Source organism: Faecalibacterium sp. AF10-46, assembly GCF_003604105.1.
Classification (GTDB): domain Bacteria; phylum Bacillota; class Clostridia; order Oscillospirales; family Ruminococcaceae; genus Faecalibacterium; species Faecalibacterium taiwanense.
This window is the reverse complement of sequence record NZ_QVGY01000001.1, coordinates 31175-57993: the sequence shown is the minus strand read 5'-3', so window position 1 is coordinate 57993 and position 26819 is coordinate 31175. Positions and strand designations below refer to the sequence as shown.

The following is a 26819-nucleotide window of genomic DNA, read 5'->3' as shown; positions in this document are numbered from 1 at the left end:
TTCCTTGGTGTTTGGCAGTCCGGCGCAACGCCGGCTGAGAAGAGTTCAGTCATAGCGCAATGCTTCAATGGGGTTGAGCCGCGCTGCGCGCTTTGCGGGCAGGTAGCCGAACAGCACGCCAATCCCCACCGAGATGCCAAAGGCCACCGCAATGGAGTTGAAGGACGGGCTGACCGTGACCGTTGTGCCGCTGGTGAACATGGGCAGCAGCCGGTTCGCCACCATGGATACGATGTAGCCCAGTGCAATACCCAGTACACCGCCCAGCGCCGAGGTGGTGGCTGCTTCCACCACGAACTGCGACAGAATGGTGCGTTCCTTGGCACCCAGTGCCTTGCGAATACCAATCTCGCGGGTGCGCTCAGTCACCGACACCAGCATGATGTTCATGATGCCAATGCCGCCCACCAGCAGCGAAATGCTGGCAATGCCGGTCAGGATCACGATGACCATGTTGATCATCTTGTTCATTTCCTCCAGCCACTCACTGGCGCTGTAGACATAGTAGCCGTTATCCGAGCCAAGCAGGTGCTGCAGCTCGCCTTCCACTGCAGACTTTGCTTCGTTGGCGCGGCTCTCATCCTCCATGACTGCGGCATAGTTGCTCACTATGCTCTGGCTGGACAGGCGCATGGCCGTGGTATAGGGCAGATAAACGCAGTCGTCGTCGCTGCCCTGCTGCATGTCCGGGTCGCTCACCTTTGCCGCCAGCACGCCCACGATGCGGAACTTGTTGGCACCGATCTTAAGCGTCTGGCCCAAGCCGTTGCCGCCAAAGGCTACGCGGTTCAGATAATCGCCGATGACGCACACCTGCTTGTTGTCCTTGATATCCATGTACTGCAGACCGCGTCCCTGCGCGATCTGGTAGTTCTTCATAACGGAATAGTTTTCGTCCACACCGCTGATGTTGGACCAGCGGTAGCTGTTGGTTCCGATCTTCAGCGTGCCGCTGCCGCTGAAATCGATCTGCGGCGAAATGGACTGGATCAGCTCCGGGTACTTCGTGGGCAGCTTGTACATTTCCTCCACCGGAACAGTGCGGGAGCCGTTGCCCCACACCTGCACCGAAAGGGTGTTGGTGCCCAGTGCCGAAAAGCTGTCGCGCATGCTCTTGGTCATGCCGTTGCCCAAGCCCACGATGACGATGACTGCCATAACACCGATGATGATGCCCAGCATGGTAAGGAAGGTGCGCAGCTTGTTGCTCCACACGTTCTGGATGGCCTGACGGAAGGTTTCAATGATCATGCTTTCTCCTCCTCATCCGGCGTTTCCGGCAGCAGCGTGGGCTGCACCATGGCTTCCGGTGCATGGGCATCGCCATCGTAGACCACCCGCCCGTCCTCCAGACGGATGATGCGGTCTGCCTGCACCGCAATGGAATTATCGTGGGTGATGAGCACCACGGTGTGGCCCTCATCGTGCATCTGCTGCAGCATTCCCAGCACTTCGCGGCCGGTGTGGCTGTCCAGTGCGCCGGTAGGCTCGTCGGCCAGAATGACCGCCGGGTTCCGCACCAGTGCCCGGGCGATGGAAACACGCTGCTGCTGGCCGCCGGAAAGCTGGTTGGGGCGGTTCCTGAGCTTATCGCCCAGACCCACCTGCTCCAGCACCTCTTTGGCCCGGGCGTGGCGCTCGGCGCGGCCAATGCCCGCATACACCAGCGGCACCTCCACGTTCTCCATCAGGTTGAGCCTTGGCAAAAGATTGTACTGCTGGAAGATAAAGCCCAGCATCTCGTTGCGGATCGCAGCCAGCTCGTTGCGGTTCATCTTGCCCACATCCCTGCCGTTGAGCCGGTAGGTTCCGTGGGTGGGCACATCCAGACAGCCGATGATGTTCATACAGGTGGACTTGCCGGAACCGGACTGGCCGACGATGGCCACGAACTCGCCTTTTTCGATTTTCATGGTGATGTGGTCTGCTGCTTTTACCGTGGTATCACCCATCTGGTAATACTTGCACACCTCATCAAACTCGATCAGAGCGCTCATCGCTTCCTCCTGCGTTAAAACATCATGACACTGCTGCCATCGTCGTAATAGTCATCGGTGCTCACAGAGCTGGGGTCATAGGCCACGGTGTCATTACCGGTAACACCGCTGATGATCTGGGTATAGTCATCGTCGCTCACACCAGTCTTGACCGGAACGTACACATAGCCTTCCGGTGCGGTCATATCGGGGTCTGCATTGGCGGCACTGGGCGAATCCTTGGTCACCAACACATAGCCGCCGCGCACGATGGCTGCATTGGGCACCGCCAGAGCGTTCCCCGCCTCCGCGGTCACGATCTCTGCGTTGGCATTCATGCCGGGGCGCAGACCCTCGGTCTCATCGATGCGCACCGTGACCGGGTAGGTGGTGGTGCCGCCGCTGGAGGTACCCTTCATGGAAACACGGGTCACTGTGCCGGTATAGGTCTTATCCGGCACTGCATCCGCCGTCACCTGTACGCTCTGGCCCACCGAGACATCGCTGACCTGCAGCTCGTCCACATTGATGACCATGACCAGATAGCTCAGGTCGTAGATGGTGCACAGGTCGGCACCGGTGGCCAGTGCATCACCGGCCTTGGCGTTCTTTTCAATGATGGTGCCGCTGATGGGCGAAGTGACCGTGTAGTTGTTCATGGCCTCCTGCAGGTTATCCATGTTCAGCTCTGCGCTGCGCAAGGTCTCGGCTGCGGACTGGATGGCCTCGGTAAGGTCCTCGCCGCTGATCTGCAGCACGATATCGTCCTTGTTCACGGCTCCGCCTTCCGGCACATTGATGGCCGTCACGGTACCGGCGGCAAGGGCAGTCAGGGTGCGCTCCGCCTGATACTCAAAGCACTTGGCAGCAATGCAGTTCACGCCATTGATGGTTGCCGTTGCTGCCTGCGCAGTGGTCAGGCCGCCTGCATTGCGCACAGCAATGGTCACGGTGCGGGTGAGCAGGTTGCCGGTGCTCAGGGCATCGGTACCGGTCACAGCGGTCACGGTGCCGGTCAGCATTTCAAAGGTACCGTCCAGCGTCACCTCTGCGCTCTGGCCCACCGAGAAGGTGGCGGCATCCGCTGCCGGGAACTCCAGCTGCAGCACCATTTTGGAGCTGTCACGGATGACCGCCACTTCCTGACCGCTGGTCACTTCGTCGCCCTTGGCTACCTTGAGGGTACTCACAACACCTGCCACCTCGGCGCGCACATATTGGCGGTCCACGGTCTTATCGTAGCTGCGCTGTGCCTGCTGCAGGGTGATGGATGCCTGCTCTGCCTTGGTGGTGGCATCGGAGGCATCCACCGTGTACAGCACAGTGCCTTCCTCTACAATGTCGCCTTCCTCAATGGTGCTGGTGAGCACCTTGCCTGCCACCAGCGATTTGACGTTATATGTATTGGCCGGGTTCAGAGTGCCGGTGCCGCTGAGGGAGTTGGACAGATCCCGCTTTTCCGGCGTGGTCTGCACATAGCTCACATCCACATTGGTGTCCTGTGCCTTGTCCGGGCGCAGGATGAACCATCCGCCCAGCACGGCCACGCACACCACCGGCACCATCCATTTCCAGTTCTTGCGGAAAAAGGCTGCTGCTTTGCCGCCCTTCGCTGCGGGCTTTGCCTCACCCGCAGCCGTCTGCTGTACTGCAGCATCCTGCTTCTTTTTAAAGATCATGCTTGCTGTTTCCTCCTGTATCTTTCAGGGCATGCCCTGGTTTCGGTATCGGGCGCAGGCTTTGCAAAAGCGCGCGATAAAGAGTTTATTGTTAGTTTATCGCATTTTCGTCTATTACACAAGCGTCTAAATTTTGTTTTGACGCATTTATGTCAAAGTTTTATCCAACTTTCACACCGTGCCTTCTTTTGCCTTCCAGACAAAACAAAAGAGACAGTGCCCCGCTCTTGCAGGGTACTGCCTCTTTTTTGAAGCACGATCTTTATTCAGCTGTAGTTTCCACTACCACATACACCCCGGCAGGGACGCATGCAGCCCATGCGCCGTCCTTGTCCAGCCAGCCGAATTGCTCGCACACATGATCCGGGCACTGACTGTCCAAAAACGCGATGGCACCATCCTTTACCTGCAGATGCACGACATAATTGCCCACATCATACAGGTAATCGTGGTCTGTATCCAGCGGCAGAGTCTCGGTGATGCCATCGCCAAAATCGACGGTGGCCTGCAGACCGCTGCCCTTGCTGCTGTGTGCTGCGCGCACGCCGAAATACAGCGCTGCTGCCAGCACAAGGATCACTGCAGCAAAGATCAGGTTCTTCATCCATGGTTTCAGACCTTTGGAGCCGGAAGCGTTTTCAGGTGCTTTGCGGGTACTCATGCAGCGTAGTCGCTGGCAGCCTTACCTGCAATGCGGCCAAACACGGTGAAGTCTGCAACAGCGTTGCCGCCCAGACGGTTTGCACCGTGCACACCGCCAGTGACCTCACCTGCTGCAAACAGGCCAGGGATTACAGTGCCGTCCTCCTTGAGGACTTCGGTGTTGGTGTTGATGGTCAGGCCGCCCATGGTGTGGTGCACACCAGCAGTGACCTTGATTGCATAGTACGGAGCAGTATCCAGCGGGTTTGCAAAGCTGGTGCGGCCAAAGTCGGGGTCATTCTTGGCCTCAACATAGCCATTCCAAGTCTTCATGGTCTCGGCAAAAGCAGCCTCATCAACGCCCATTGCCTTGCCCAGCTCCTCGTAGGTCTCGCCGGTCACGGTGAAGCCCTTCTTGATGTAGCCCTGAATGACGCTGGAAGCATCGACCATAGCCTGATCGACCACCAGCCAGCTGTAGCTGCCGGTCTGAGCGATCTCAGCAGCAGAGACCACGTCACGGGTGCCCACTTCGTCGATGAAGCGCTTGCCCTCGGCGTTGATCAGCACAGCGCCGTCGCCGCGCAGACCCTCGGTGATCAGGGCAGCGGTGTTGGCCTCAACGGTGGGGTGGATCTGGATCTGGTCCATATCCACGGTGCCAGCGCCGATCGCGGTCGCCATCTCAATGCCCTGACCCTGAGCGCCGGCAGCGTTGGTGGTCATGAAGCCCTTCAGCTCAGGTTTGTACTCGGTGACCATGTCCAGATTTGCGCCGAAGCCGCCGGTGGTCAGCACCACAGCCTTGGCGTTCACAGTGACGGTCTCGCCGGTAGAACCGGTGGCCTTGATGCCCACAGCAGCGCCGCTCGCATCGGTCAGGATCTCGTTGGCGGTGGTGTTCAGCAGGATCTGAACACCAGCCTTCTCACAGTTCTCCTCCAGCAGGGGGATCATGTAGGAACCGACAGAAACGGTCTTGCCCTCTGCGTTCACAGGGCGATGGATGCGCTTGACGGATGCGCCGCCAAAGCTGGAAACACTGTGCAGGGTGATGCCGTGCTCGTCCAGCCAGTCGATGGCATCAGCAGAGTTGGAGCACAGGGTCTCCACCAGAGCAGGGTCGTTGATGCCCTTGCCGCCGATCATGGTGTCCAGCTCCATCAGCTCAACAGAGTCGAAGTAGCCGGTGGGGTTGGCCTGATACTCAGCCCACTGCTCAGAGACGGTCTTTGCCAGAGCGGTGATGGTCTCGTTGTCAGCGTACTTTTCAGCAGCAGTCTTCAGGGTCTTTTCGACACCGGCAGACTCGCCGAACTCGTTCTCATCCTGATACACGGTCTTGCCGGCGTTCATGCCGCCGGTAGCGCGCACAGAGTTGCCGCCCACCATGGCCTGGCTCTCCACGATCACAACGCTCTTGCCCTCGGCAGCAGCGGTGATGGCAGCGGTCATGCCTGCGCCACCTGCACCCACGATGACAACGTCAGCGTCAACGGTGGAATCCTCGGCCTTGGTCGCGTCGGCCTTGACCTCGATCTTATAGTCGTCGGCGTTCAGGCCGGCGGCAGTCAGGGCAGCGGCTGCTGCCTCCTTGATGGCGTTGGAGGTGATGGTCGCGGTGGACACGCCGTCCACGGCGATACTGCCGGTCTCAGCGATCTGAGCGGGCAGCTGCTCCAGTGCCAGCGTACCGATGCCGGGGGTCTCATCCTTGCCCTCAGCGGTGCAGCCGGTGATCTTGCCGTCTTCCAGCGTCAGGGTAACGGTAACATCGCCGCCCATACCCTTGGCAGTGCCGATGAAATCACCGGACACGCCGCCTGCGGTGGAAGCGGGCTTGCTGCCGCAGCCGTAGCCCAGCAGACTGACACCCACAACAACCGCCATGGCCAGCGCAGCCACGCTCTTGCGGATCTGATTCTTTTTCATTGTTTCTTCCTTCTCATATTCGGGTTGCTTGTGTTCGGACATCTATCAGCAAAAAAGGGGGAGCTGCTCATTCGGAAAGCAGTTCCCCCTCGCTGAAACTTAGAAAAGACTTAGGCGTTAGCCTGAGCTGCAGCAACAGCGCATGCGACGGTAGCGCCGACCATGGGGTTGTTGCCCATACCGATCAGGCCCATCATCTCAACGTGTGCGGGCACGGAGGAAGAGCCAGCGAACTGAGCATCACCGTGCACACGGCCCAGAGAGTCGGTCAGGCCATAGCTTGCGGGGCCTGCGGCCACGTTATCGGGGTGCAGGGTACGGCCCGTGCCGCCGCCGGAAGCGACGGAGAAGTACTTCTTGCCGTTCTCGATGGCCCACTTCTTGTAGGTGCCGGCAACCAGATGCTGGAAGCGGACGGGGTTGGTGGAGTTGCCGGTGATGGAGCACTGAACGTCCTCCTTCTTCATGATGGCAACGCCTTCCATAACGTCATTTGCGCCGTAGCACTTGACAGCTGCGCGCTCGCCCTCGGAGAAGGGGATCTCCTTGACGACGGTCAGGGTCTGAGTGGGGATGTCGTACTCAGTCTGAACATAGGTGAAGCCGTTGATACGGGAAATGATGTAAGCTGCATCCTTGCCCAGGCCGTTCAGGATGACGCGCAGGGGGGTCTTGCGGACCTTGTTTGCGGTGCGGGCGATGCCGATAGCACCCTCAGCAGCAGCAAAGGACTCGTGGCCTGCCAGGAAAGCGAAGCAGGTGGTGTCCTCGCTCAGCAGACGAGCGCCCAGATTGCCGTGGCCCAGACCGACCTGACGCTGCTCAGCGACAGAGCCGGGGATGGTGAAAGCTTCCAGACCTTCGCCGATGGCAGCAGCGCACTCGGCAGCATCGGTCAGGCCGCGCTTGACGGCGATAGCGGTGCCCAGGGTGTATGCCCAGACAGCGTTATCAAAGCAGATGGGCTGAACGCCGCGCACGATCTTGTCGCAGTCGATGCCCTTTGCGAGGAGCATCTCGTTGCAAGCGTCCAGAGACTCCAGGCCGTTAGCCTTCAGGCATGCCTCGATTTTCGGCATGCGGCGATCCATAGATTCAAAAGTTGCCATGAGTTGTTCCTCCTCTCTTATTCCTCACGCGGGTCAATGTACTTCACAGCACCCTGCTCTGCGCTGAAGCGGCCGTAAGTACCCACGTTCTTCTCGTAAGCCTCGTTGGGGGTCTTGCCGTGACGGATATCCTCCATCATCTTGCCCAGCTTGACGAACTGATAGCCGATGACCTCATCGTTGGCATCCAGAGCCAGCTTGTTGATGTAGCCCTCGGTCAGCTCCAGATAACGGACGCCCTTTTCCTTGGTGGAGAAGATGGTGCCGGTCATGGAGCGCAGGCCCTTGCCCAGGTCATCCAGACCTGCGCCGATGGGCAGACCGTCCTCAGAGAAAGCGGTCTGGCTGCGGCCGTAGACGATCTGCAGGAACAGCTCGCGCATAGCAACGTTGATGGCATCGCACACCAGGTCGGTGTTCAGAGCTTCCAGAATGGTCTTGCCGGGCAGGATCTCGCCTGCCATAGCAGCAGAGTGGGTCATACCGGAGCAGCCGATGGTCTCCACCAGAGCCTCCTCGATGACACCGTTCTTGATGTTCAGGGACAGCTTGCAGGTGCCCTGCTGAGGTGCGCACCAGCCCACACCGTGGGTGTAGCCGCTGATGTCCTTGATCTCATAGGCCTTGACCCATGCGCCCTCTTCGGGGATGGGAGCCGGACCATGCTTAGGACCTTTGGTGATCGGGCACATATTCTGTACTTGCTGCGAATAGGTCATAATCATACTCTCCTTTTGACAAATGTTGCTTTGCAACACAAAGCCGCCGCCGCGCCCTGCCGGCACAGCCGCTGCCCTTTGCTGCTTGCATTTGACCGGGTGCGCCGCTCTCTTTCAGCGCCTTCACCGGTACTACCACGCATGATTTTATTATAGAGAAAGCTGACGGATTTTGCAATACATTTCCGGTAAAAAACATCAAAACTATTTGCAGTTGCCTTCCGCTAACTGTCAATTCGGATGCTTTTGTCATTTCATTCGTCAAGTTTTTGTCAACTATGTCAAGAGGGCAAATTTCACGCTCCTGTGTCCTGCCTGCGCGGTGTCTGCCCGGCAGGCTTCAGTACCCACATGGCCGCAAAGCCCGCCGCCGCGCCGCCCACGGCAAGCCAGTGCCGCCCGGCTTCCAACCCCCAGAGATTTGCTGCAAACGGAAAGGCCAGACTGCCCACGCTCTGCCCCAGTGCCAGAAAACCGTAGTTCACCCCTGCGTGCGGCAGGCCGAACAGATCGGTGGAAAGGGCGGGCAGCACTGCTGCAAGGCCGGAATAGCAGAAGGTAAGCCCCGCATAACAGGCGATCACCCACCAGCCCTGCGCAAACGCAAACCCTGCCGAAAGCCCCAGCGACACTGCAAACAGCAGCAGATCGGTGGGCCTGCGGCCAATTTTATCGCTGAGCATGGGCATCAGCAGGCGGCCCGCCGCACTGCCCACGCTGCCCAGCACCACGCTCCACAGAGCAGCGTTCTCGTCCAGCCCCCGCTCCACGCCCAGCTTCAGGATGATGGGGCTGAACAGAAGCACCGCCGGGGTGGAAAAACACACCGCGCCTGCGCACAGCCAGTACTGCTTTGTTTTCAGCATCTGCCACGGGGAAAGGTCGATCTCATTTTTGCCGCTTCCCTGCTGGTTTTGTCTGCTTTCCGGCGGGTCCTGCAGCAGCAGACTGCCCGCAAGGCAGACGGGCAGCGTGACGGCCCCCAGTGCCCAAAATGCGCCCCGGATGCCCTGCACGATCCCAAAGCCGCTGACCGCTGTGCGCACGAACACGGTGAGGAACGCACCGGAAAGCCCCACCGCCCCGCCGATCACGCCGGTGGAAAGGCCCTTGCGCCCGGCATACCACTTCTGTGCGCAGGACTGGATGGACGGGTACAGAAACGCCGTGCCCAGCCCCGCCGGGATGCTGAATGTCAGAAAGAAGCTGACCGCACTGCCGCCCGGCAGCATGGCCGCTGCAAAAAATCCGCCGCACAGCAGTGCTGTCCCCCACAGAGCCGCACACCGCGGGCCTCGGCTGTCCTGCAGAAAGCCGCCGAGGACGCACCCCACGCCGAACGCCGCAATGAGGATGCCGAAGGCATAGCCTGCCCCCTGCTCGCTCAGGCCGTACTCCTCCATCACCGGCTGTTGGAACACGCCCCACGCCGCCGGGATGCCCGTGAGCACCTGAATGGCTGCGCCCGCCGCAAGGATGGTCCACGGATGTTTTGCTGTAAATTGTTGTTTCATCGTCTGTCCTCCGAATGGTTTTCCCTTTACAGTGTGCCCATTTCAATTGACAAAACGGCAGATTTCTTTATAATGAATAAGGTAAAGGTATTTACATTGATTTATATAGAGAGGAACCATCTTATGAAAACACAGGCATTGAAGGGCATGCGCGACCTGCTGCCCGCAGAGCAGACCCTGCGCGATTACATTCAGGGCAAAATTCTGGAGACCTACCGCGCGTCCGGCTTCGAGCGCATTTCCACCCCCATGCTGGAGGATATGGAAAATCTGGACAAATCCGACGGCGGCGACAACCTGAACCTGATCTTCAAGGTGCTCAAGCGCGGCGATAAGCTCACCGCTGCCCTGAACACCGGCGACCCCAAGCAGCTTTCCGATATGGGCCTGCGTTATGACCTGACCCTGCCGCTGAGCCGCTACTATGCCGCCAACAAGGATAAGCTGCCCAGCCCCTTCAAGGTGATCCAGACCGACCGTGTGTTCCGCGCCGAGCGCCCGCAGAAGGGCCGTCTGCGCGAGTTCGTACAGTGCGATATCGACATTCTGGGCGATTCTTCCCCCAATGCCGAGGTGGAACTGATCGACGTGACCACCCGTGCCCTGCTGAACATCGGCTTCACCGGCTTCACCGTCAACATCAATGACCGCCGCATCCTGCGCGGGATGCTGGAGAGCATGGGTTTTTCCGCTGATACGCTGGATTCCGTCTGCATCACCTTTGATAAGATGGACAAGATCGGCGCCGATGGTGTGAAGGCTGAGCTGACCGAAAAGCAGCTGCCGGAAAATGCCATCAACGCACTGGCCGACTTCATTGCCGCAGGCGAAGTCACGCTGGATGCCGTGGCTGCCCGCTGCGCAGACCCCGCCATTGCCGACGACCTCAAGTATGTCCTTGCTACCGCCAACGCCATGGCTGCAGGCCGCTATCAGGTAGCCTACTGCCCCAGTCTGGTGCGCGGTCAGGGCTACTACACCGGCATGGTGTTTGAGATCACCTGTCCGCAGTTCAGCGGTGCCGTGGCCGGCGGCGGCCGCTACGACAACATGGTGGGCAAGTTCCTGGGCACTCAGGTGCCCGCCGTGGGCTTCTCCATCGGCTTCGAGCGGGTGTGTGGCATCCTGCTGGAACAGGGCTACCAGATCCCCGGCGCAAAGCAGAAGATCGCCCTGCTGTACGGCAAGGATGCCGACTTCACCGCCGTTCTTGCCAAGGCTGCAGACCTGCGCAGCAGCTACAATGTCACCGTTCTGCAGCAGGCCAAGAAGCTGGGCAAACAGTTGGGCCAGCTGGAAGCTTCCGGTTTTTCCGGTGCCGCCTTTATGGATAAGGATGAGATCAAAATTTTTGCGCAGCAATAAATAATTGCACACAAAGCCCCTTTACTTTTGATACGCTGCCCCTAGAGTAGACAGAGTAAAAACAAAACTCTGAGTGCTCTGGGGGTATTTTCATGTCAAGAAAAAACACCTCAGAAAATCGAGCGATTTTCTGAGGTGTTCTTTCTGGTTTAAAAGCCGGTAGGCGGCACATAGTAACTGGGGATCGAGGCTGTTTTCTGCACATTTGCCTGCTGGCGCAGCGCTGAACGGGTCACCTCTGCCCAAGAATACTGGGTCATATACTCGCCGCGATAGGAATTGGTGGCCGAGCGGTTGCCCCGCAGGAAATTGTAATAATCACAATCCACCTTGCTGGTGTCCAGCGCCAGTGTGCTGCGGCCGCGGATGAGCAGGCCGGTAACACCTGCATCCTCCAGCGTATGGCTCAGGTCAAAGATCAGATTGCGGAGATGGCTGTGCAACGATGCGGTGTCGGGCTTATCCTCCCACAGCACGGCCAGCATTTCGCCGTTGGTGCAGGTGGCACCATTGCGATCCACCAGATAGGCCAGCAGCTCCTTGCTCTTGCTGCGCTTGAAGGCCAGAGCGCGCCCACCCACGAAGATCTCAAAATTGCCAAAGCACTGGATCTTGATGCCGACAGGGGCATTCTCCGGCGGGTAGCGCAGATGCTCCAGCACATTGCGCACATCCGCCTCGTTTGCAGGCTTGAGCAAAAAGCCGCTCACGAAGATCTGCAGCGCTTCCAGCGCATACTCCGGGTGCTCTGTTACCACAATGATGTTGCAGCGCGGCTGCAGCTTCTGGATCATGCGCGTCAAAGCAAGCCCGTTCATGCCGGGCATTTCCAGATTGAGGAAAGCCGCGTCCATCGGCCCCTGACGCATCCAGCTCAGTGCATCCTCGGTCGTCATGGCGCTGATATAGTCGCAGTCGGGTGCAACGCGGCACAGGATGCGGATCAGCGAGTTGATCGCAAGCTGTCCATCATCGACGACCAGTATCTTCATTCGTACACCCCCGCAAGTTTACCATACATGTTCTCTTTTTCAGTTTAACACTTTGTCCTTTGATTCGCAAGTTTTTTTGCACAAAAAGACAGAAGCTCCACACTTCTTTACAAAAAGACGTTCCTTCCCCATCAGTTTCCTCATGAAGCAGCCGGCTGAAAGAGGCATCTTTCCCAAGGCGAAGTGCGCATGATAATCCGTAGATCCGCTCATTTTTTCTCTGCTTCGTGGCTCCGCTTATAATACTTTTTGTAATAACCGTACTTTCCATACTTTGAGTAGGATTTGTAGTACTTGCGGCCCATATAGTTGTCGTAGTCCACCTGATTGAGCACGGTAAAAATCGATGCTCTCGCCCTGCAGCAGGCGCGAGACTGCGTCGCGGGCGTAGCCGCAGCTTTCTTCCCTGCCATCGCCAAAGCCATGGGCAATGCTGATCTGCATTTGGGTGGTGCCTACCGGGTTGCCCAGCATACCCAGCACCGTAACCTCTGCCATGGTGTCGCGGTCGATCTTGAGCTGACGGACAGTCTTGTTTTTGCTGTCTATCACGATCAGCCGACTGTGTCAATGTATTTTCGTTATTTTGCGGCTGGAAATTCATTTTCAGCCTTTAGGGAGCCACCGATAAACACAAACCCCGGCCATGCAAAGTTCATCCGCACAGCCGGGGCCAATTGGTATTTATTTGATATCCAGTTCAGGCGGCACATCGATCTGGTCCGAGACATACTTGCCGTTCTTTTTGCGCTGCCGCACGCACTCCGTCAGCAGATATTCGATCTGCCCGTTCACCGAGCGGAAGTCATCTTCGGCCCAGGCGGCAAGGGCATCGTAGAGCTTCGCGTTCAGGCGCAGGGGCACCTGCTTTTTTGGTTCTGCCATCAGTACAGGCTGCCGCTGTTCACGATGGGCTGGGCATCACGGTTGCCGCACAGCACCACCAGCAGGTTGGAGACCATTGCCGCCTTGCGCTCGTCGTCCAGCTCCACTACCTTGTTCTCATTCAGGCGTTCAAGGGCCATTTCCACCATGCCCACAGCACCGTCCACGATCATCTTGCGGGCATCGATGATGGCGCTTGCCTGCTGGCGCTGCAGCATCACGGCCGCGATCTCCGGCGCATAGGCCAGATAGGTGATGCGGGCTTCCACTACCTCGATGCCGGCCTCGGCTACATTCTTCTGGATCTCGTCCCGGATGCGGGCGGCTACCACCTCCGAGGAGCCGCGCAGACTGCCCTCATCGGCTACGCCGTCGCCGGTGGTGTCCACATTGGGAGCCACATCATAGGGGTAAACGCGCACCACATTGCGCAGAGCGCTGTCGCACTGCAGGGAGAGGTACTCCTTGTAGTTGTCCACATTGAACACGGCCTTTGCGGTATCGGTCACGCGCCAGATGACCGCAATGCCGATCTCCACCGGGTTGCCCAGACAATCGTTGATCTTCTGGCGGGAGTTGTTGAGGGTCATCATTTTTAGCGAGATCTTCTTGCTGGTCGATTCTGCGGTCTGGGGACTGCTGTTACCTGCCTTAAGCAGGGCCGCCATGCCGGTCTCGCCGCTGTTCACATCGCCGCTCTGGCTCAGTTTGGTGCCAGCTGCCGGGTTGACTGCGGTGCAGAAGGGGTTCACCCAGTAAAAGCCCTGTCCCTTCAGAGTGCCGATGTAATCGCCGAACAGGGTGAGCACCAGTGCTTCCTGAGGCTTTAACACCTTCAGGCCGCAGAACAGGAAAATGCCCGCCACCCAGTATGCGATGGACAAGATCATGAGCAGGATGCCCGGAAACAGGCTTTCGTCCAGCAGAATGATGCTGTAGAAAAACAGCGGGACGGTAACAGCATAGCCCAGCAGGGTGAGCAGCAGCATGACCATGCCGTTCTTTTTCGTCTGCAGAATTTTCTCTTCCATAACAGTTCCCTCCTTCACAAGGTGTGGAAGCGTTTCTTTGTGATATCAAAATCATATCACTTTATATCATTCTTGTCAAGTCCTCCGCAGGCAAAAAAGAGCCGCCGCACAAACACTGTGCAGCAGCTCCTTTTTGTTTATCTTTTTATAATGTAAAGGACACTTGCTCTCAGGCGAAGGTCAGCACCACCTTGCCAGCGCCGCTGTTGCGGTCTGCAAGGGTATCGAATGCCTTCTGGAACTCCTCTGCCTTGAACACATATTTTACCGATATCTTTCCGAAGCTTCCCATATATTACTCTTCTCCGATATTTATGTACAGATCCGGCGTGATTTTTGCTGCATTTATTTTGATGATGAAATCACCCAACAACTGGCCAAGCAGAATTCCTGCCCCGTTTCCAACTGTTGTGATCAGAGCTGCATTATACATTTCCGGAAAACAGAAAATGCCAGATGCAGCCCATAGACACAAATAATAATGGTCTGCTGTCCATTTATCGCAATTTTCAAAAATAGTGCCTATTAAAACGGCATATTTGCGATATGCAGTTTGCGGATGTTGCTTGTGCATTAAAAACGCAAACTGCTATAAACAGATAAATCTCACGAAGCACTGTTTGAGAGAGAAGATAGCATAGCATATATGCTGAAAATACGATCAGCAAAAATCCGGAGCAAGTTTTATTTTTTGAAAATGTGTTCTTCATACGACGTTTGAATCCTATCTGCAATGTATACTGCTCATCTCCGCGTTTTCTTGTAAAGCAGCTTGGCAGCTTACTTCAATACGATTTCAACCGTTGGCAGCTTGCTATCCGTTCCGAGTTCATCATCTTCTGCAGCTCTATAACCGGTAACATTTATTGAATACATATAATCTAAAATATCCAGATCTTCTTCATCCTCGGGAAGTTCAACTTGAAAAGTCTCAAACTCAAACACATAAGATGTTCCTTCAATCAGTTCGCCTGTCAAGTCCTTCTGGAAATGAAGCAAAAATGGCCTGTCCTGAAAGAAGTGAACAACGGCAATCGTTTTTCCCGGAAGTGCGTAATAATCAGGCAGGAGCTGCTCAACAGTAGCTGTAAAAGAACCCGAAAACTGTGCAAATCGCTTTTCATTTCCGGTCACTTGCTGTTTTCCATCATGATACCCTGCTTCGTAGCCAGCAGTGTATCCCTCTTCGTAGTTCGTATTACATGTATCTGAACTTTGAGCATTTGTTCCGCAGCCAGATAATGAAAGTGCCAGCACAAGACAGAGAATCCCTGCAATCATCTTTTTCATACTGTTTCCTCCATCGAAGAGAAGAAGTCCGCGAATTTCAGAACACTATCTACTGTAGCTTAAATTTAATCCAAGTTTGTTCACTCGTCTACAAAATTTCTCAAAATCGTATAGCTGCATATAATTTCATAAAAATTTGTAGCACAATCACGATACCCCGCGCAATGATTCTCAGGTTTATATAACAAAAAAGGGGCTGTTGCAAAATAAAAATGCGATAGCAATTTGCACAAACGAATCTACAAACAAAAAATCCCCCTACACTGGCCGATGAAGTCAGTGAAGGGGGATTTTGTATGCCGCCGGAGCGGCGAAATGTAAAAATCAAGAGCGGAACTGCGAACGGTTATTGGTCTTGGCAGAGACGGCACGGTCAATGTATCGCAAATATACTATTTGTATGTTGCGTTAATTTTTATCTTGTGACGGTTTTGCAATAAGACCAAAGTGAATTTTTATTTTTGGATCATAAAACGGAACGAGGTTCCCTTCTCCACCGCAAAGCAGGTGTCCGCATGGGGCTTTGCGCCCCAGCTGTTGTCGCCGCCAACGCCGCGCTGGAAGGCCGCGCAGCGGACAACAGTCTTACTGTCGTCCCGGGGCAGTTCATAGAGGTGGCGGGCGTTTTCCAGCTCATGGGGCGTATAGGGCAGTGCCGAGAAGGTCATGCCGTCCCCTGCAAAACCGATACCCGGGATGCTGCCGGTGACAGTTGCACTGTACACGCCGGTGCGGCTGCCGCATTCCTGCGGATAGACCGGAGTGTACTGGGCAAAATCCTGCCGGACGTTGTAGTTCCACACACCCATCTTACCGCCTGCGGTGCGGTCAGCGGTGGTCTCCCGGGGGCCAAGCCCCAGATAGGAGACCTCGGTCAGTTCCCGCCGCAGCGGGAAGAGCAGCCCGAACTCCGGCAGTTCGGTGTGCTCGCCCTGCCATGTCATAGTGATATCGCAGCGACCTGCGCCGTCGATGGCAAAATCAATGGGCAGCGTCTGCCCATCTGGCAGGGTGTAGTTTGCGCGGACGGTGACGAACTCACCCTTTGCTTCGGCAGTCAGGTTATCGCAGCGGGCATACAGTCCAGCGGTTTTCCAGAAGGCAGATGCAAACGGCTCTGCGCAGCCCTCGTCGTTGTTGGTAGGCGCACGCCAGAAGTTGGGGCGCACGGTATCGTCCAGCAGCTGCACGCCGTTATAGCGGATGGACACAAGCCCCTTGCCCCGGCTGAAGATGTACTCAAAGCCCTCGCCCTTTACGCCGATGTTGTAATCCATCTCCACCAGCTGCGGGGCGGGCAGGGTCAGCCGGGCAGTGGTGTGGTCGTGCCATACCTGCCCAAAGGCGGCTTCATAGCCCGCCGTGATTCCGGGCAGCGCAGCCCGCTGGATAGCGGTAATGGTCATGCAGGAAAGCCCTGTTTCCGGCAGAGCGAACGGGAACACGATGTGCACAGTCTTGCCGGGTGCGCAGTCTGCCCGCAGTACCGCGCGACGCTCCGGCTTGCCGTTGACCGAGGATGCAAACACAAGGTCGTAGGCGTTCAGGTCGGTAAAGAGGTTCCGGTTTTCAATCACGGCTTCGGTGTCGGTCAGGGTGATTTTCAGCGGCGCGTATGCCGCCTTGACCGCATCCATCTTGGGGGTATTGCGGCGGTCGGGCAGCACAAGGCCGTCCACGCAGAACTCCCGGTCGGTGGGGCGGTCGCCAAAGTCCCCGCCGTAGGCAAAGCCGGGCTTGCCGTCCGGTTCTGTCACCGCGATGCCGTGGTCCATGTACTCCCAGATAAACCCGCCCTGATACAGCGGCTCTTCGTAGGCATACTCGGTGTAGTCGGTAATGCCGCCGCAGCTGTTGCCCATGGCGTGGCTGTACTCGCACATGATGAAAGGCTTTTCCGGGTGCTCTGCCAGAAATTTTTTGATGTCTGCCACCGGGGTATACATCTGGCTTTCCATATCGGAGGTGGCAGGGTATTCCCGGTTCCAGAAAATGCCCTCGTAGTGCACAAGGCGGCTGGGGTCGGTGTGGCGGAAGTATTCGCTCATCTCCCACAGGGTCTTGCCGCCGTGGCTCTCGTTGCCGCAAGACCAAATGAGGATAGCGGGGTGGTTTTTGTCCCGTTCCAGCATGGCTTCGGCGCGGGCAAGCACGTTCTCCCGCCACTCCGGGCGTGCACCGGGCAGCGTCCATTTGTCCGAGCCGTCCGAACCCAGCTTCTGCCATGTGCCGTGGCTTTCCAGATTGGTCTCCCCGATGACATACAAGCCGTATTCATCGCAAAGCTGTAAGAAATACGGGTCGTCCGGGTAGTGACTGGTGCGCACAGCGTTCACGTTATGGGTCTTGAGGTTCTGCACATCCCACAGCATCTCTTCCCGGCTGACCGTGCGGCCGGTGCGGCAGCTCCACTCATGGCGGTTGACACCCTTGAACACGATACGTTGGCCGTTCAAAAGCATCTGACGGTCTTTCAACTCAAACCTGCGCAGACCGACCTTCAGCCCGGTGCGTTCCACGAGAGCACCCTCGCGCAGCAGGGCAATTTCTGCCTCGTACAGGTTCGGCTGTTCGGCGCTCCACAGGGCAGGGTGCTCCACCGCAAAGGTAAAGGAAACATCCTGCACGTCCTCCTCCACATCCGGGTCAGCCTCGCCCTTGCCGAACACCACACCGCTGTCGTATTCGGCAGGCTCACCCACCTCGGCAGACTGCTCCTCGCCGTCAAACACCACCGAGATGGTGCCTGCGCCGCTGACCTTGCAATCAAAGGTGACGGTTGCGCTGGAAAAATCATCTGCAAAACTCTGCTTCACAAAGACATCCTCGAGGTGAACTTCCGGTTTTGTGAACAGCTCCACCGAGCGGAACAAACCGCTCATGCGCCAGAAATCCTGATCTTCCAGCCAGCTGCCGGAGCAAAAACGATACACCTGCACAGTCAGGGTATTTTCGCCGGGGTGGATGGCGGCGGTCATATCAAATTCAGCGGGGGTAAAGGCATCCTCGGTGTAGCCGATGTACACCCCGTTGCACCAGACGGCGGCGGCGCTGTCCGCACCGTTCAACCGCAGGTAGCAGCTTGCCCAGTTTTCCGGCAGGGTGAAGCTGCGCCGGTACTCCCCGATGGGATTATACGCCTGCGGGATCTCGCCGGGATGCAGCTTTTCATGACCATCCCATGGGTACTGGGTGTTGACGTAATGGGGCGTGCCGTAGGGGTGACCGGGCTTTTGCAGACTCTGCAGCTGGATAAAGCCCGGCACGGTCAGGGTGTCCCACTCCGAGAAGGGGGCGGTGAGATTTTCTGCATAGCGGAAGCTCCACGCGCCGTCCAAGCTGACAGTCAGGGGCATTTCCGGGCTGGTCTGGTCCGCAAAATGGGCGTGGAAAGGCAGGCGGTTCTGCTGAAAAATTTCCGGGTCGGCCAGCAGCGCCGGGGTGATCGGGTTATTCAAGGGCATAAATTTCACCTCGCAGCATAATTCTGCTCTCATTATAGCACAGCAAATAGGAAAATCAGCCGTACAAAAACGACTTTTTCCCGGAGAGAAGCGGCATCAGTCTACTTCGTCAAAAATCTCGGTATCCAGCTCTGTATGCCCCTTGGGGATGTGGTACTTTACGGCAGGCAGGTGGACGTTGGTAAAATACAGGCTGGTGTTGGGGTCACAGCCAATGACAACGGCCTCTCCCCTGCCTGCCACGGCACTGCGCAAGGTATCGCAGCTGGCGGTGGCAAGGCCATCCTCGGCGCATTCCTTGTAGTCCGGCGCAAAATTGGGCACGGCAAAGCCGCAGTCGTAGGCATCGCATTCGTATATGCTGTCAATTTCGTGGTGGCGGCGGTGGCCGGTGGAAGTGGGGGTGATGGTGGTGGTCACCTCAATGCCGGGGAAAGGTGACCACTGCGCAGTCACAGCCCCTGCTTCAATTTTCCACGTTTTGCTCACCTTGCGCACAAACACATTGTCGTCGATGACAAAGGCCAGCATACTGTCCGGTGCAGCCTGATTGAGCACCTCACGGCTGCGGGAGGCGCAGAAGCCAAAGCGGGTATCGTAGGCAAATTTTGCGTACTTTTCCGGGAACTGCCCATGCCCGTGTCCCTCGTTGACACCGGCGGCGTAGGCCGTCACCCGGCCTGCACGGCGCTGCACCAGCATATTGGCGTAGGGCATGGGTTTGAGCCATTCTAATGCGGGCATGGGAGCGGCCTCTGCAGACCAGAAGGGGTGGTCGTCCGGCAGAGCAAGCAGCAAAAAGCTCTTCATGCCCCAGTAAGGGCTGCCCGGGGCGTTGTACCGCTCGGCCATATACATCTGCGGGTAGCAGTAGCCGATGGTCAGAATGCCGTCCCGGTCGAACATCTTCTGTTCCAGCCACCAGTTGAAGTTGCGGACGATGAGCCCCTTCATTACCGGCAGAGGCAGCGGTTCCAACCCAGCCCAGATGCAGGCTGCCCAGAAGCTGTTCTGGGCAAACCGGTAGGTCAGGCTGCGGCCAAAGGGCAGCGCTGCACCGTTGGCATCGAACCAATAGACGAACTGCTGTGCAAACAGCTGGGCGCGCCGACGGTAGAGTTCTGCGCGCCGGGGGTCGGTGTCGGCGGCAAGCTTAGAGTACAGCAGCCCGTAATACTGGATGGCCCAAGGAATGTAGTAATCCTTCTGGATGCTGGCACCATCGGTAGACCAGCCGTCGCCGCTGTAATAGCTGTCGATCTTGCAAAGGCCGTCCTCCAGCAGCTCCGGGCTGTAGGACATCCCCACACTCTTGAGGGCAAGGTTTACCAGAATGCGGAAGAACTGCCAATTGCAGTCCGGGATGGTGTGGACATTGATCTGCCCCAGCCATGCGGCAAGGTTCTGCTTTTCGGTGTCCGAAAGCGGTGTCCAGAGCTTTTCCGGCGCGGTGAGGATGCCGCAGGCAATGGCAGCCATTTCCACATAGCACTGGTCGTACTCCCCAGTAGTGCCCCAGTATTCGGGGTTTTCCGGGTCGGCACCGGCGGCAAGACCCTTGCGGTAGATTTCTTCAAATTGCGGGTCAGAGCCACCGCCCACCCAGAAGGGTACCAGTGCCCACAGCGGGCGGCTGAAGGCTTCCAGCTCAATGGCGCTCCGGTTGTAGGTCACGCCGGTCTCGCCCAGATGCAGCCGGGCACAGCCTGCGGAATAATACGGTTTGAGCGGGTCGAGAAATTTGTGCATCAGCGCGGTAAAATCCGCTTTGGTCTGCAAGTTCATCACCAGTACATCTCCCAGTCTTTGGTCAGGCGGGTCAGCGCCTCCATGTAGAAATAATCGCCCCAGCTCGTGCATTCATCCACGCCCTCCGGGGTGCAGGTGTTGTAGGGGCTTTTTTTGCTGTAAGTGCCGTGGAGCAGTTGGCCGGAACCCAGGGTGCCGGGCTTGACGGCGTAATTTGCCGCAAGGCTGCCCAGCATCTGCCGGGCCAGAGTGCGCCACTGGGCAGCTTCTGTTTCGTCCACATATTCTGCAGCCTCCAGCAGGCCGCAGGCCACGATAGCCGCCGAGGAACTGTCCCTCGGCTCGCCGCTTTCCGGGGCAAAGACCATATCCCAGCAGGGCACCAGATCCTCCGGCAGGCGGGAGAGATAAAACTCCAGCGCCTTGCGGAACACCTCGAGGAACTTTTCATCATGGGTGTAGGTGTAGCCGATGGCGCTGCCGTACACGCCCCATGCCTGCCCTCTGGCCCAAAAGCTGTCATCCTTGTAGCCCTGACAGGTGCGGCCACCCTTGGGGGTGCCGTCCGGATTCATGAAGAAGGTGTGGTAGGTGCTGCCATCCGGCCGGAAGGAATTTGCCAGTGTGGTTGCTGTATGCGCTGCCGCGATCTCCCGGTAGTGGTCGTTTCCGGTGGTCTCGCCGGCCCAGTACAGCAGCGGAACATTCAGCATACAGTCGATAATATAGCGGTAATTGTCGGGGTCATCCATGGTGCCCCAGGCCTGCAAAAACTTTCCGCTGGGCTGGTAACGGGTCAGCAGCTGGTCGGCGGCAGCGATGGCGGCATTTTTGCCTTTTTCGCTGCCCACCAGCTTCCACGCTGCCACGCAGGTGGGGCTGTACAAAAAGCCCATGTCGTGGTGGTCTACCTCCACCTTGCGGGCAATGCGGTCGGCAAAGCTGTCCACCTGAATGAGGGCGGCGGTCTTGAATTTCTCGTCGCCGGTGGCCTCGTAGGCCAGCCAGATCTCCCCCGGCCAGAAGCCGCAGGTCCACTGATCGTTAGCGCAGCCGGGGTAGATATTGTTCACGCTGGAATGGTTCTGACACTGGTAGGTGTACAGCGGCAGATTGGTCTCCACCTGCTTGCAGGCATCGGCCAGAGCCTGCCTTGCCTCGGCATCGGTCATAGCGTGGTTTTGGTAGGTTTTCATCGTGATCACTCCTTAAATCCAAAGGTCGGAATATCGTGCCATCGTTGGCGCAAAAAGTGCATTCCCAGCTTGGGGCGGCGATCCCGGGTGAACAGACCCTTTTTGTTGCCGTCCACCCGCATGGGGCCCTGCACGGTGTCGTAGTCTGCAAAGTTCCAGACAAATTCTCCCACAAACCACGGGCGCTTGTCAAACTCTGCATCCAGACGGCGGTAAAACTCCACCTGAAACTCCTCGCTGAACATCTCTGCTCCGGCGGTGTGCAAGCCTGCTACGGTGTCCGCGCCGTATTCGCTCATCATCACGGGCTTGTGCTGAGATCCCCAGAAATCCAGCTCCTGATTCAAGCCATAGCAGGCAGCGTCCATGTCTCCGGAAAGGTTGTACCATCCGTAGTAGCGATTGATGCAGACGATATCCATGGTGCGGGTGGTGATATCCCTGGTATAGTCGTTCTGGCAGCAGACGAGGGTGACCGGGCGATCCTGCGGGTCCAGCTGATGCGCCAGCTCATACAGCGGGTGCCAGTAGTCGTAGGCATCCTGCGGGAAGTGCTCCAGATCCGGCTCGTTGCCAAGGCTCCACAGCACCACGCAGGGGTGGTTTTTGTCCCGTTGGATCATCTCGGCAAGCACCTGCCGGTGATGCTCCGCAAGGGGGTATTCCTTGTAGGGGTTCAGCGCAGCTCCGCCGCCGATGCCCACCGCCGGGGTCTCGTCCATGACCAGAATGCCCTCCCGGTCGCACAGGTCGTAGAATTCCTCGGCGTAGGGGTAGTGGCTGGTGCGCACGGCATTGGCGTTTGCCCAGTGGATCAGGTTCACGTCCTTCACGTTCAGTACCGGATCAAAGCCGCGGCCGTGGGCGGTAAAGTCCTCGTGCTTGCAAAAGCCTTTGAAGTAAAACGGCTTGCCGTTCAAAAGCACCCGGGTGCCCTTCACCTCAATGCTGCGAACCCCAAAGGTCTGGTCGTAGACGTCTGCCCCACAGGTGATGTGGAGGGTGTACAGGTAGGGCGTGCCGGGTCTTGGCTCCCAAAGGTGCACTTCCGGGATGGTGATCGTGCCCGCTGCGCCCTCTGCCTGTGCTACGGCGTTGCCGTCAGCGTCCAGCACGGTGACATGGACAGGTGCGCCGCCGGTGGTTTTGACCGCGTACTGCACCGTGCCGTCCACGGCGGGCACCACGGTCACATCCTCGATATACTCTTTGGGGGTGGTATAGAGCCACACCGGGCGGTGGATGCCCGCATAGTTGAAAAAGTCAAAGTTCGGGCGGTTCTGGGGTGCGGCGGCGCGCTTGGCGGCTTCCACGCTGGGGATGCCCGCGTTGTCCGAGCCAAAAAAGGCCAGTTGTCCATCCTCGTTGCCCACAGGCAGGGTGCTGTGGTTTACCCGGTTGTCGCAGGCGACGGTCAGCAGCACCGTCTCGCCGGGGTGCAGCAGGGCGGTGACGTCTGCTTCAAAGGGAGTAAAGCCGCCCTTGTGCTGCGCAATAAGCTGGCCGTTCAGCCAGACCTTTGCGGTGTGGGTCACCGAGCCGAACCGCAGCACCACCCGCTGCCCAGCGCAGAAAGTGGGCAGCGTGACCTTGCGCTGATACCATGCCCAGCCGTAGTGGCGGCGCAGGGCGGTGGTCTGGTCGTTCTGGTCGTTGTAGCTGGCGGGCACGGCGATGGGCTGGGCATCCGGCAGGGGCTTTGCGGGATCGAACTGATCTTCCACGCAGCTGCCCAGCGCAAACGCCCATGTGCCGTCAAGGCTCAGCTTCAAGCGCGCTTCATTCTGTTCAGGATATAACATAACGCTTTCCCTCTATTTCTGCAAAAAATGCGGGGCGCGGGTACTGCCCACGCCCCGCTTACGGGTGATTTGTTTAGCCCTTGATGCCGGTGGATGCCACACCCTGCACGAAGTACTTCTGCAGGGAGAGGAACACGATCAGCACCGGGATCAGTGCTACCACAGAGGCCGCCATGATCAGGCCGTACTCTGCGGAATACTGGGTGATGAACATACGCAGACCGATCTGGATGGTCTTGAGTTCGGTCTTGGTCAGGTAGATCAGGGGGCCAAGGAAGTCGTTCCAGGTGTTCACGAAGGTGAAGATGGTCAGGGTAGACAGGGCGGGCAGGCTGAGCGGCAGCATGATGTGCCACCAGATGCCGTACTCGCTCAGGCCATCAATGCGGGCAGCCTCACACAGCTCGGTAGGCACGCCCTCGTAGAACTGCTTCATCAGGAACACACCAAAGGCACTGAAGGCCTGCAGGCACATGATGGCCAGATGGGTGTTGTTCAGGTGCCACGAGCTCATCATCATGAACTGCGGCACCATGTAGGCCTGCCAAGGCACGGCAATGGTGGCAATGTAGCCGAGGAAGAGCACATTCTTGCCCTTGAACTGCATCTTGGCAAAGGCGTAGGCCGCAAAGGAGGAGGTGAACAGCTGCAGCAGGGTGACCACCACGGTGATCTTGACCGTGTTCTTCACAAAGGTGAGCAGCGGGATCTGGGTCCAGATGTCCACATAGTTCTGCCAGCGGGGATTTTTGGGGATCCACTGGATGGGGAAGCCGAACACGTCCTTATTCAGCTTAAAGGAGGAGGACAGCATCCACAAAAAGGGCAGCAGCATACAGGCTGTGATGACGATGAGGAAGAAATAGATCAGGAACTTGGAGATGAAATTGCGGCGCTTCTGAGAGGCTTCGGTCTTGATAATAGCAGCAGACATAGTTCTTCCTCCTTTCTCAGTTCTCGCCCTTGGAGCCGCGGAACTGGATGATGGTAACGATCAGCACCAGTACGAACAGCACCATGGAAATTGCGCTTGCGTAGCCGTATTTCGGAGTATTGACGAAGGCCACATTATAGATGTAGTACACCAGCGTCATGGTAGCAGTACCGGGGCCGCCCTGCGTGATCATGTACATCTGGTCGTAGACCTTGAAGCCGGAGATGGTGAGCATAATGACCACAAAGAAGGTGGTGGGGCGCAGCTGCGGCAGGGTGATGTGCCAGAACTGCTGCCAGCGGTTTGCACCGTCCAGCTCGGCGGCTTCGTTCAGGTCCGGGTTGCAGCCCTGCAGGCCTGCCAGATAGATGACCATGTAGTAGCCCATGTTCTTCCACACACTGAACAGGATGACCGTCAGCATGGCGGTATCCTTGCCGGCAGCCCAGCGGGGCAGGTTTTCCACTGCCACGCCGAAGAACTGGTTCAGGAGCATGTTGATGGGGCCCATGGAGGGGTTGAAGATCATATTCCACACCGCTGCCACCGCAACCAGCGAGGCAACGTAGGGGAAGAACGCCACGGTGCGGAAGAAGTTGCGCAGCTTCACATTCTGGTTCAGCAGCACGGCCATCGCCAGTGAGCAGGCCAGCGTCAGCGGCACAGTGCCGATGACATAGACGATGGTGTTTTTCAGCGCCGCCTGAAAGATCTTATCGGTGGTGAAGAGCTTTACAAAGTTCTTCAGGCCGATAAATTCGATGGCGTGGCGGCCGTCCCATGCGCAGAAGGCCAGCGCAATGGCAAACACCATGGGCACCAGCGTAAACACGCAGAAACCGATGAAGTTTGGCGCAATAAAGGAATACGCGATGAGAGAATCGCGGGTCGATTTTTTTAGCACTTTACGGGGAGTTTTATTCTGGACAGCAGCACTCGCCATAAAAGAGCCTCCTTTCCAGGAAGTATAACAGCTTACCAAAAAATGAGCGGGGCGGGCGCTGTGCATACCCGCCCCGCTCGGACAGGGCTTTTTCCAATGTGTGTTTATTGGAAAATAAATGGGGAATGAAAATGATGAAGAAGGAGAAACGCTTTATCAGCCGAGAACTGCGGGAACCTGATCGTTCATGTTCTGGATGCCCTCGTCCACGGTCTCGCTCATGGTCATAATGGCATCGTGCTCGGCGTTCAGGATGGTCTCGATATCAGATGCATACTGGGTGTAGGGCATTTCCAGATAGACATTGCTGGTGGTCAGTGCATCCACGGAATTGCTGTCCTCAGGGAAGCCCTCGGTGGACTTGATGATCTCGGCGGTAGCATCGGAGCCGCAAGCCGGGAAGGTGCCGGTCTTGGCAATGGCCTGTGCGCCCTCCTCGGAGACACACCAGTTGATGAAGTCGGCAGCGGCCTCAGCCTTGGGAGAATCGGCGTTGATGGCCAGGCTGGTCACAGTGCCCAGCGTAGAACCGGCAGCTGCACCGGCGGGGTGCGGGTACTTGACGATGCCCCAGTTGAACTTGGTCTCAGCATCCTTCATGTAGGCTTCCAGCGTGGAGATGAACCAGCTTCCCATGTTGACCATTGCGCACTGCTGGTTCTCAAAGGCTGCGGAGTAGTGCAGAGAGGATGTCTTGAGGTAGCCGTAGTCCATGCAGATGCCGTCCTTCTGCTGGGCAATGACCATATCGTAGGTGGGCTTCATGAAGTCGTAGGTGCCGTCGATGATGGTGTTCTTGCCGTCCAGAATGGAGAACAGAGAAGCGGCGGAGCGCCAGGTGTGGTAGTGGCAGCCATAGACCTTGGTATCGCCGGAGCCGCTGGTCATCTTGCGAGCCAGAGCATCGTAATCTTCCAGCGTCATGTCGTTGGAGGGATACTCCACACCGGCCTTATCGAACAGGTCCTTGTTGTAGTACACCACCCAGAAGTCGCTGCGGAAGGGCACGGCGTAGAAGTTGCCGTCGTCGGTGGTCAGCTGCTCGATGGTGCCGTTGAAATCGCCGGCATCGCGGGTCAGCACCTCGTTCAGGGGCTTGAGGTAGTCCAGATTGATCAGGTTTGCGTAGCCGGGGATATCCTTGACGGTCACGACATCCAGATCGGCGCTGCCGGCCAGCTGGGTAGCCAGAACGGTCATGTAATCGCTGGAGCCAAGGTCCACCATCTCGATGGTAACATCCTTGTGGCTTGCCATGTAGCCGTCGGCCATGGCCTGCCAGTAGGGGGTGGACTCCTTATCCCACACCGACCACTGCAGGGTAACAGGGCCTGCGGCTGCGGATGCAGCGGTGGAACTGGCAGCGGAGGAAGCAGCCGTGGAGCTGGCGGAAGAGCCGCCGCAGGCGCTCAGGGCAGCAGCTGCGCCGCAGGCGGCGGCAGCGGTAAGGAACGAACGGCGAGAAATCTTTTTCATAAGTGTGTCCTCCTTCAGGGCAGTGTGTGTTTCGTGCGGCGGTGTCCCCCGTGCTTGGGAGCCGCTTGCTTTTGTTGACACTAGGATACCGCACAGGCGCAAAAACCGGAATGGAAAAAAT

General features: G+C 57.6%; 23 protein-coding genes. 1 reads left to right on the top strand and 22 read right to left on the bottom strand.

Annotation, left to right across the window (positions count from 1 at the left end; translation table 11 throughout):
* Positions 1-45: 45 nt before the first annotated feature.
* The 8 genes from DWV57_RS00285 to DWV57_RS00250 all read right to left on the bottom strand — a co-directional run bounded on the left by DWV57_RS00285 (position 46) and on the right by DWV57_RS00250 (position 9571).
* Positions 46-1251, bottom strand: coding sequence for an ABC transporter permease (locus tag DWV57_RS00285; protein WP_120019596.1), 1206 nt, complete (start codon positions 1249-1251; stop codon positions 46-48).
* Positions 1248-1997, bottom strand: coding sequence for an ABC transporter ATP-binding protein (locus tag DWV57_RS00280; protein WP_118528235.1), 750 nt, complete (start codon positions 1995-1997; stop codon positions 1248-1250). Before DWV57_RS00280 ends, DWV57_RS00285 begins: the two co-directional genes overlap by 4 nt.
* Positions 1998-2011: 14 nt before the next feature.
* Positions 2012-3655 carry an HlyD family efflux transporter periplasmic adaptor subunit gene (locus tag DWV57_RS00275; RefSeq protein WP_097778329.1) on the bottom strand — a complete coding sequence of 548 codons (1644 nt, stop codon included), beginning with the start codon at positions 3653-3655 and terminating at the stop codon, positions 2012-2014.
* A 262-nt stretch (positions 3656-3917) separates the two neighbouring features.
* Positions 3918-4316 (bottom strand): NusG domain II-containing protein, encoded by a 399-nt coding sequence (locus DWV57_RS00270; protein WP_005940526.1) that lies wholly within the window; start codon positions 4314-4316, stop codon positions 3918-3920.
* Positions 4313-6229, bottom strand: a complete 1917-nt coding sequence (locus DWV57_RS00265) for a flavocytochrome c (RefSeq protein ID WP_120019595.1) — start codon at positions 6227-6229, stop codon at positions 4313-4315. Before DWV57_RS00265 ends, DWV57_RS00270 begins: the two co-directional genes overlap by 4 nt.
* Before the next feature lie 110 nt (positions 6230-6339).
* A complete protein-coding gene (locus DWV57_RS00260; RefSeq protein ID WP_005935035.1) occupies positions 6340-7338 on the bottom strand; it encodes a GGGtGRT protein in 999 nt (332 codons plus the stop codon).
* 17 nt (positions 7339-7355) lie between these two features.
* Entirely contained in the window at positions 7356-8057 is a 702-nt protein-coding gene (locus DWV57_RS00255; RefSeq protein ID WP_120019594.1) for a hypothetical protein, read from the bottom strand.
* A 296-nt stretch (positions 8058-8353) separates the two neighbouring features.
* Positions 8354-9571 (bottom strand): MFS transporter, encoded by a 1218-nt coding sequence (locus tag DWV57_RS00250; protein WP_120019593.1) that lies wholly within the window; start codon positions 9569-9571, stop codon positions 8354-8356.
* 123 nt (positions 9572-9694) lie between these two features.
* Between DWV57_RS00250 and hisS the strand changes: the two genes are divergently transcribed.
* Complete coding sequence (hisS, locus tag DWV57_RS00245; RefSeq protein ID WP_097774680.1) at positions 9695-10936, top strand: histidine--tRNA ligase; 1242 nt, start codon at positions 9695-9697, stop codon at positions 10934-10936.
* 149 nt (positions 10937-11085) lie between these two features.
* Here hisS and DWV57_RS00240 read toward each other — a convergent pair whose 3' ends face one another.
* The 14 genes from DWV57_RS00240 to DWV57_RS00185 form a co-directional block, all read right to left on the bottom strand.
* The gene (locus tag DWV57_RS00240; RefSeq protein WP_120019592.1) at positions 11086-11928 is read right to left on the bottom strand and encodes a response regulator; all 843 of its coding nucleotides are present in this window, start codon (positions 11926-11928) and stop codon (positions 11086-11088) included.
* Between the two features lie 237 nt (positions 11929-12165).
* Positions 12166-12480: a hypothetical protein gene (locus DWV57_RS14285; protein ID WP_133303621.1), complete on the bottom strand. Its 315-nt coding sequence runs from the start codon at positions 12478-12480 to the stop codon at positions 12166-12168.
* Positions 12481-12612: 132 nt separating this feature from the next.
* A complete protein-coding gene (locus DWV57_RS00235; protein WP_005940562.1) occupies positions 12613-12813 on the bottom strand; it encodes a PTS ascorbate transporter subunit IIC in 201 nt (66 codons plus the stop codon).
* Entirely contained in the window at positions 12813-13844 is a 1032-nt protein-coding gene (locus tag DWV57_RS00230; RefSeq protein ID WP_118528245.1) for an SPFH domain-containing protein, read from the bottom strand. The genes DWV57_RS00235 and DWV57_RS00230 overlap by 1 nt, the downstream gene beginning before the upstream one ends.
* 169 nt (positions 13845-14013) lie before the next feature.
* Entirely contained in the window at positions 14014-14136 is a 123-nt protein-coding gene (locus DWV57_RS14900) for a hypothetical protein (RefSeq protein WP_256372187.1), read from the bottom strand.
* A 3-nt stretch (positions 14137-14139) separates the two neighbouring features.
* On the bottom strand, positions 14140-14418 hold the full coding sequence (locus DWV57_RS00225; RefSeq protein WP_242959396.1) for a hypothetical protein: 279 nt from the start codon (positions 14416-14418) through the stop codon (positions 14140-14142).
* 206 nt (positions 14419-14624) lie between these two features.
* Positions 14625-15134, bottom strand: a complete 510-nt coding sequence (locus DWV57_RS00220) for a hypothetical protein (RefSeq protein WP_243112270.1) — start codon at positions 15132-15134, stop codon at positions 14625-14627.
* Positions 15135-15589: 455 nt separating this feature from the next.
* Positions 15590-18598, bottom strand: coding sequence for a glycoside hydrolase family 2 TIM barrel-domain containing protein (locus tag DWV57_RS00215; protein WP_120019591.1), 3009 nt, complete (start codon positions 18596-18598; stop codon positions 15590-15592).
* A 96-nt stretch (positions 18599-18694) separates the two neighbouring features.
* Positions 18695-20383, bottom strand: a complete 1689-nt coding sequence (locus tag DWV57_RS00210; RefSeq protein ID WP_120019590.1) for a DUF2264 domain-containing protein — start codon at positions 20381-20383, stop codon at positions 18695-18697.
* Positions 20383-21543 carry a glycoside hydrolase family 88 protein gene (locus DWV57_RS00205; RefSeq protein WP_120019589.1) on the bottom strand — a complete coding sequence of 387 codons (1161 nt, stop codon included), beginning with the start codon at positions 21541-21543 and terminating at the stop codon, positions 20383-20385. The genes DWV57_RS00210 and DWV57_RS00205 overlap by 1 nt, the downstream gene beginning before the upstream one ends.
* 5 nt (positions 21544-21548) lie before the next feature.
* Entirely contained in the window at positions 21549-23345 is a 1797-nt protein-coding gene (gene uidA / locus DWV57_RS00200) for a beta-glucuronidase (RefSeq protein ID WP_120019588.1), read from the bottom strand.
* A 73-nt stretch (positions 23346-23418) separates the two neighbouring features.
* Positions 23419-24279, bottom strand: a complete 861-nt coding sequence (locus DWV57_RS00195; protein WP_117948343.1) for a carbohydrate ABC transporter permease — start codon at positions 24277-24279, stop codon at positions 23419-23421.
* Between the two features lie 16 nt (positions 24280-24295).
* The gene (locus tag DWV57_RS00190) at positions 24296-25222 is read right to left on the bottom strand and encodes a sugar ABC transporter permease (RefSeq protein ID WP_120019587.1); all 927 of its coding nucleotides are present in this window, start codon (positions 25220-25222) and stop codon (positions 24296-24298) included.
* Between the two features lie 156 nt (positions 25223-25378).
* Positions 25379-26698, bottom strand: a complete 1320-nt coding sequence (locus DWV57_RS00185; RefSeq protein WP_097778347.1) for a sugar ABC transporter substrate-binding protein — start codon at positions 26696-26698, stop codon at positions 25379-25381.
* Between the last annotated feature and the right edge of the window lie 121 nt (positions 26699-26819).